This is a genomic window from Alitiscatomonas sp. (assembly GCF_037242085.1).
Lineage (GTDB): Bacteria > Bacillota > Clostridia > Lachnospirales > Lachnospiraceae > Alitiscatomonas > Alitiscatomonas aceti.
On sequence record NZ_JAXXBR010000019.1, the window covers coordinates 1 to 5,034 of the forward strand.

Sequence of the window (5,034 nt, forward strand, 5' to 3'; positions counted from 1 at the left end):
CTGTATGACAGCCGCCCCCATATCGGGACTGATGTTCTCCGGGAGGTGGTGAAAAATATCCGGAAACGGATCCAGGACGCCGGAGGAGAGGTGCGGTTTGGCTGCCGGGTGGAGCAGGTCCTGATGGAAGACGGAAGGACCGGAGGCGTCCTTCTGGCCGGAGGGGAAAGGATCCAAAGCCGGACGGTGGTGTTGGCTGTGGGCCACAGCGCCAGGGCGCTATTTTCCTCCCTGTGGGAGCAGAAGGTCCTTATGGAGCCCAAGGCCTTTGCCGTGGGCCTAAGGGTCCAGCATCCCCAGAAAATGATCAATCTCTCCCAATACGGCAGGGAGGATGCGGGAGAGCTGGGAGCCGCTCCCTATAAGGTGACGGCCAGCACAAAAAGCGGCCGCGGGGTCTATTCCTTCTGTATGTGTCCCGGCGGCTATGTGGTCAATGCCTCATCGGAAAAGGGAAGACTGGCCGTCAACGGTATGAGCAACTTCCGGCGGGACGGAGAGAACGCCAACAGCGCCATCATCGTTTCTGTGACTCCTGGGGACTTCCCGGTTCCCGGCGCCCTGGGCGGAGTGGAGTTCCAGCGGAGGCTGGAGGAAAAGGCGTTTTTACTGGGGAATGGAAGGATCCCGTTGCAGCTTTATGGAGACTTTAAGGAGGACCGGAGATCGGAGGCCCTGGGAGACGTGGCGCCCCAGTTCTGCGGCGGCTATGCCCTTTCCAATCTCCGGGAACTGATGCCGGAGGCGCTCAATACAGCATTTATAGAGGGAATGGAGCAGTTCGGAAAAAAGATCCGGGGCTTTGACCGGTCCGATGCGCTTCTTGCGGGGATCGAAAGCCGCACCTCCTCGCCCTTAAAGATCATAAGGGACGAGAACCTGGAGAGCAGCGTCAAGGGGCTTTACCCCTGCGGAGAAGGGGCCGGGTACGCCGGAGGGATCACGTCGGCAGCCATGGACGGCCTTAAGGTGGCAGAAGAGATCATCCGCCGGTACTGCCCGGCATAAGCAGGAAAAGGATATGAGGCTGGTTACAGAAAATCCTGGGATTGGAGAGATGAAACATGAAAAAGACAGCAAGAGAAGAACTGAAAAATAAAAAGAGGATCGTCATAAAGATCGGCTCCTCCTCCCTGACCCATCCAGAGACCGGGGACGTGAACCTTGTTAAGATCGAGCGGCTGATCCGGGTCATCAGCGACCTGAGGGGCATGGGAAAAGAGGTGGTCCTGGTGTCCTCGGGAGCCATTGCAGCGGGCCGTCAGGCCCTGGGCTGCCAGAAGCCGCAGACGGTGGCGGAAAAGCAGGCCTATGCGGCTGTGGGCCAGGCCAGGCTCATGATGGTATACCAGAAGATCTTTTCTGAGTATAACCAGACGGCGGCCCAGGTCCTTATGACAAAGAATACCATCGTGGACAATACCTCCAGGGAAAACGCCAGGAATACCTTCGACCAGCTTTTAAAGCTGGGAACTGTGCCGGTGGTCAATGAAAACGACACGGTTTCCACTTATGAGATCAAATTTGGCGATAATGACCGGCTTTCTGCCATTGTTTCTGCCCTCATCGGCGCAGATCTTCTGGTCCTTCTTTCAGATATCGACGGCCTTTATTCCGATGATCCGAAGATGAATCCAGATGCGGAATTCATCAGCCAGGTGGACGAGCTTTCCGACGCGCTCATGTCCATGGGAAAATCCACGTCCGGAAGTGATGTGGGCACCGGCGGCATGGCGGCAAAGCTCTACGCGGCAAAGATCGCCGCCGGCAGCGGCACAGACATGGTCATCGCCAACGGAGATGATGTGGGAGTGATCTGGGATATCCTGGAGGGAAGGGAAGTGGGGACCCTGTTCACGGCCCACAGGAGTCCGGATTTCACGCTCCTTGATTATATCGAGAGCGTACACCCATAACACCAGAACAGAGCCCGCAGGCGGGACCGGATCACAGGAAGGACCGCCCCGGGACGGATTCAATCATAGAAGGAGAAAAACAGCATGGATGCAGAAAAGATCGACAGAATCAATGCCCTTTACCATAAATCCCAGTCTGTGGGACTGACAGAGGAAGAAAAGAACGAGCAGGCAGCCCTCAGAAAGGAATACATCGAGGCAGTCCGGAGGAATTTAAGGGGAAGCTTAAATAATATCTCCATCAAGGAAAAGGACGGGACCATCACAGATCTTGGAAAGAAGTATGGAAATGTGGGACACACAGAAAGCTGATCTGAGAAAACAGATGCGCGGCCTTTTAAAGGCCGTATCTGCGGAGGAAAAGACGGCCTGGGACCGGGAGGTCTGCCGCCGTGTCCTTTCCCGGCCGGAGATCTCCGGGGCGGACCGGATCCTTGGCTATATGGCCCTTTCCTGGGAAACAGGGACCCGGAAGCTTCTGGAGAAACTTTTAAGAGAGGGAAAGCGGGTAGCCCTGCCCAGAGTCGTCATGGATGGGAAGAACAGCCAGGAAAAAGGCCCGTGGATGGTTTTTTTTGAGATCCGGTCCATGGACGATCTGGAAGAAGGTGCCTTCCATATTCTGGAGCCTGGCGGGCATTGTCCGAAGGCAGACTGGAGGACAGCGCCTGTGCTGGTGCCGGGCATGGCCTTTACGCCGGACGGAAGGCGGCTGGGAAAGGGAGGCGGCTATTATGACTGCTTCCTGGAACGGGAGCCGGACCATGAGACCCTGGCCCTTGCCTATGGCTTCCAGATGGTGGAAACGCTTCCGGGCGAAGAGCACGACCGGCCGGTGGATATGGTCATAACGCCGGAGCAGATCTTTTTTTCCGGACGTCACAGAGGGAAATAACGGACAGCAGGGAAAGCGAGGAAGAAACGATGGACTTAAAAGAGATCGGACAGAGAGCAAAGGACGCTTCATACATACTTGGGACCATGGACTCCCAGAGAAAGAACGAAGGCCTCCGGGCTGCGGCCTCAGAGCTTTCAGGACGCCGGGAGGAGATCTTAAGGGCCAATGAAGAGGATCTACGTCTTGCCAGGGAAAAGGGCATGGCCCAGGGGCTTTTGGACCGGCTGCTGCTCACCCCGGAGCGCATCGAAGGGATCGTTACGGGCATGGCCCAGGTCATAGATCTGGAGGATCCCATCGGCCAGGTCCTTTCTATGAAAAAACGGCCCAACGGCCTTCTCATCGGCCAGAAGAGGGTGCCTCTGGGCGTTGTGGGGATCATTTACGAGGCCAGGCCCAATGTGACGGCCGACGCCTTTGCCCTGTGTTTTAAGACAGGGAACGCCGTGATCTTAAGGGGAGGCAGCGACGCCATAAATTCCAACCGTGCCATGGTCTCCTGTATCCGGGACGGACTGAAAAAATGCGGGATCCCCGAGGACTCTGTCCAGCTCATCACCGATACCAGCCGGGAGACGGCCACAGGATTCATGCGCCTCAACGGATACCTGGATGTGCTGATCCCCAGAGGAGGAGCGGGGCTGATCCGGAGCGTGGTGGAAAACAGCACAGTGCCTGTGATCGAGACAGGAACGGGAAACTGCCATGTATATGTGGATGAGTCCGCAGACCTGGACATGGCCCTGGATATTGTGTTCAATGCTAAGACCCAGCGCATCGGCGTCTGCAACGCCTGTGAATCCCTGCTGGTCCACAGGGACGCGGCAGAACGCTTCCTCCCGCGTTTAAAGGAGAAGCTGGAGGAAAAACAGGTGGAGATCCGGGGAGACGAGGCCTCCCGGGCCGTGGTCCCGGAATTTGCGGCGGCTTCGCAGGAGGACTGGGGAAAGGAATACCTGGATTATATCCTTTCCTGTAAGATCGTGGATTCTGTGGATGAGGCCATCCGCCATATCAACCGCTACAACACCGGCCATTCGGAGACCATAGTGACAGAGAGCTATGAAAACGCCCAGAGGTTCCTGGACCAGGTGGATGCGGCGGCGGTCTATGTGAACGCCTCCACCAGGTTCACCGACGGCTTTGAGTTCGGCTTTGGGGCAGAGATCGGCATCAGCACCCAGAAGCTTCATGCCAGAGGACCCATGGGACTTCTGGCCCTGACCTCCACCAAATATATCATTTACGGAAACGGACAGATCCGGAAATAGCCGGGACGGGATTTTTCTGTTTGCTTTTGCATGTACATTGATATATAATATGGGAACGTCCGGCTTTTGTTTTTATATGGAGCAGAAAGCCGGACGCCGCCCTACGGCCCTTATGCAGACCTTCAGCTGTCAGAACATGTGAGGAAACAGGATTCTGAAATGCTATTGTAAGACAGGATACAAGGGAGGATTATGGAAAGAAACATAAGTGTTATCAAAGATGTAAAAGGGAATCAGATCGTTATTGTGAATGACATTCGATTTAAAGGAAAACGAAATATAGATTGGGATGAAGTTGAGCAGTATTTAAAACAATATGTTGGTGAATTCATAGAGATTGCAGGAAGTAAAGAAATTATCTATATTGGCAGTGATTTGCCTGATGAATATTCCGGTTCAAATTATACTGCAAAATTAAAAGGAGCATTGGCAAAGGCGAAAGCAAATGCCGCGCAGGGAATTCCAGAGATGATAGAAATTGCGGAGAATAGACGCTTTCAGGAAAATCTGGAAAGGAAATATAATAAAAATGCGAAATACGGCTGGTATCGATATGATTCCAGATTTGCAATTCCGATTTTTGATGAAAATAATGATGTTTTGCGGTATAATGTATTTCATGCAGAGCTGGTCATAAGACATTCTGAAAATAGAAAATTGTATTTATATGATATTATAAACATAAAAAAAGAAACGAGCACCCCGCTTGAGCCATAAAGCTGTACGGTAAAAAACCCGCTTCTTTTTATGTATTGTATGCTAGAAAGGGAAAAAAGTCAAGAGAAATGTATAACGAAATTCACCTAAATAAAATTGATATAGCCGGAGGGCCTCCCGCAGAGGAGCCTGCCCGCCAGTATTATTTTATGGCAAAATGCCAGGACTGGGTCCGGGAATTTGAACAGAAAAAGGGACGCCGCCCCACAGCCTTCATACAGACCTTCGGCTG

The 5,034-nt window shown here is 53.4% G+C and carries 6 protein-coding genes; all 6 read left to right on the plus strand.

Annotated elements, in window-relative coordinates; genetic code table 11:
- Nucleotides 1-1,008: FAD-dependent protein (locus WIH05_RS00295; protein ID WP_338001574.1), on the plus strand; the 1,008-nt coding region annotated here is incomplete at its 5' end.
- Between the two features lie 56 nt (nt 1,009-1,064).
- A complete protein-coding gene (gene proB / locus WIH05_RS00300; protein ID WP_022273985.1) occupies nt 1,065-1,916 on the plus strand; it encodes a glutamate 5-kinase in 852 nt (283 codons plus the stop codon).
- 84 nt (nt 1,917-2,000) lie between these two features.
- Nucleotides 2,001-2,228, plus strand: coding sequence for a DUF896 domain-containing protein (locus WIH05_RS00305; protein ID WP_022273986.1), 228 nt, complete (start codon nt 2,001-2,003; stop codon nt 2,226-2,228).
- Nucleotides 2,206-2,811 (plus strand): 5-formyltetrahydrofolate cyclo-ligase, encoded by a 606-nt coding sequence (locus WIH05_RS00310; protein WP_262562899.1) that lies wholly within the window; start codon nt 2,206-2,208, stop codon nt 2,809-2,811. The genes WIH05_RS00305 and WIH05_RS00310 overlap by 23 nt, the downstream gene beginning before the upstream one ends.
- Nucleotides 2,812-2,840: 29 nt before the next feature.
- Nucleotides 2,841-4,085, plus strand: coding sequence for a glutamate-5-semialdehyde dehydrogenase (locus WIH05_RS00315; protein ID WP_022273988.1), 1,245 nt, complete (start codon nt 2,841-2,843; stop codon nt 4,083-4,085).
- 192 nt (nt 4,086-4,277) lie between these two features.
- Complete coding sequence (locus tag WIH05_RS00320) at nt 4,278-4,802, plus strand: hypothetical protein (protein WP_022273989.1); 525 nt, start codon at nt 4,278-4,280, stop codon at nt 4,800-4,802.
- The last annotated feature ends 232 nt before the right edge of the window (nt 4,803-5,034 follow it).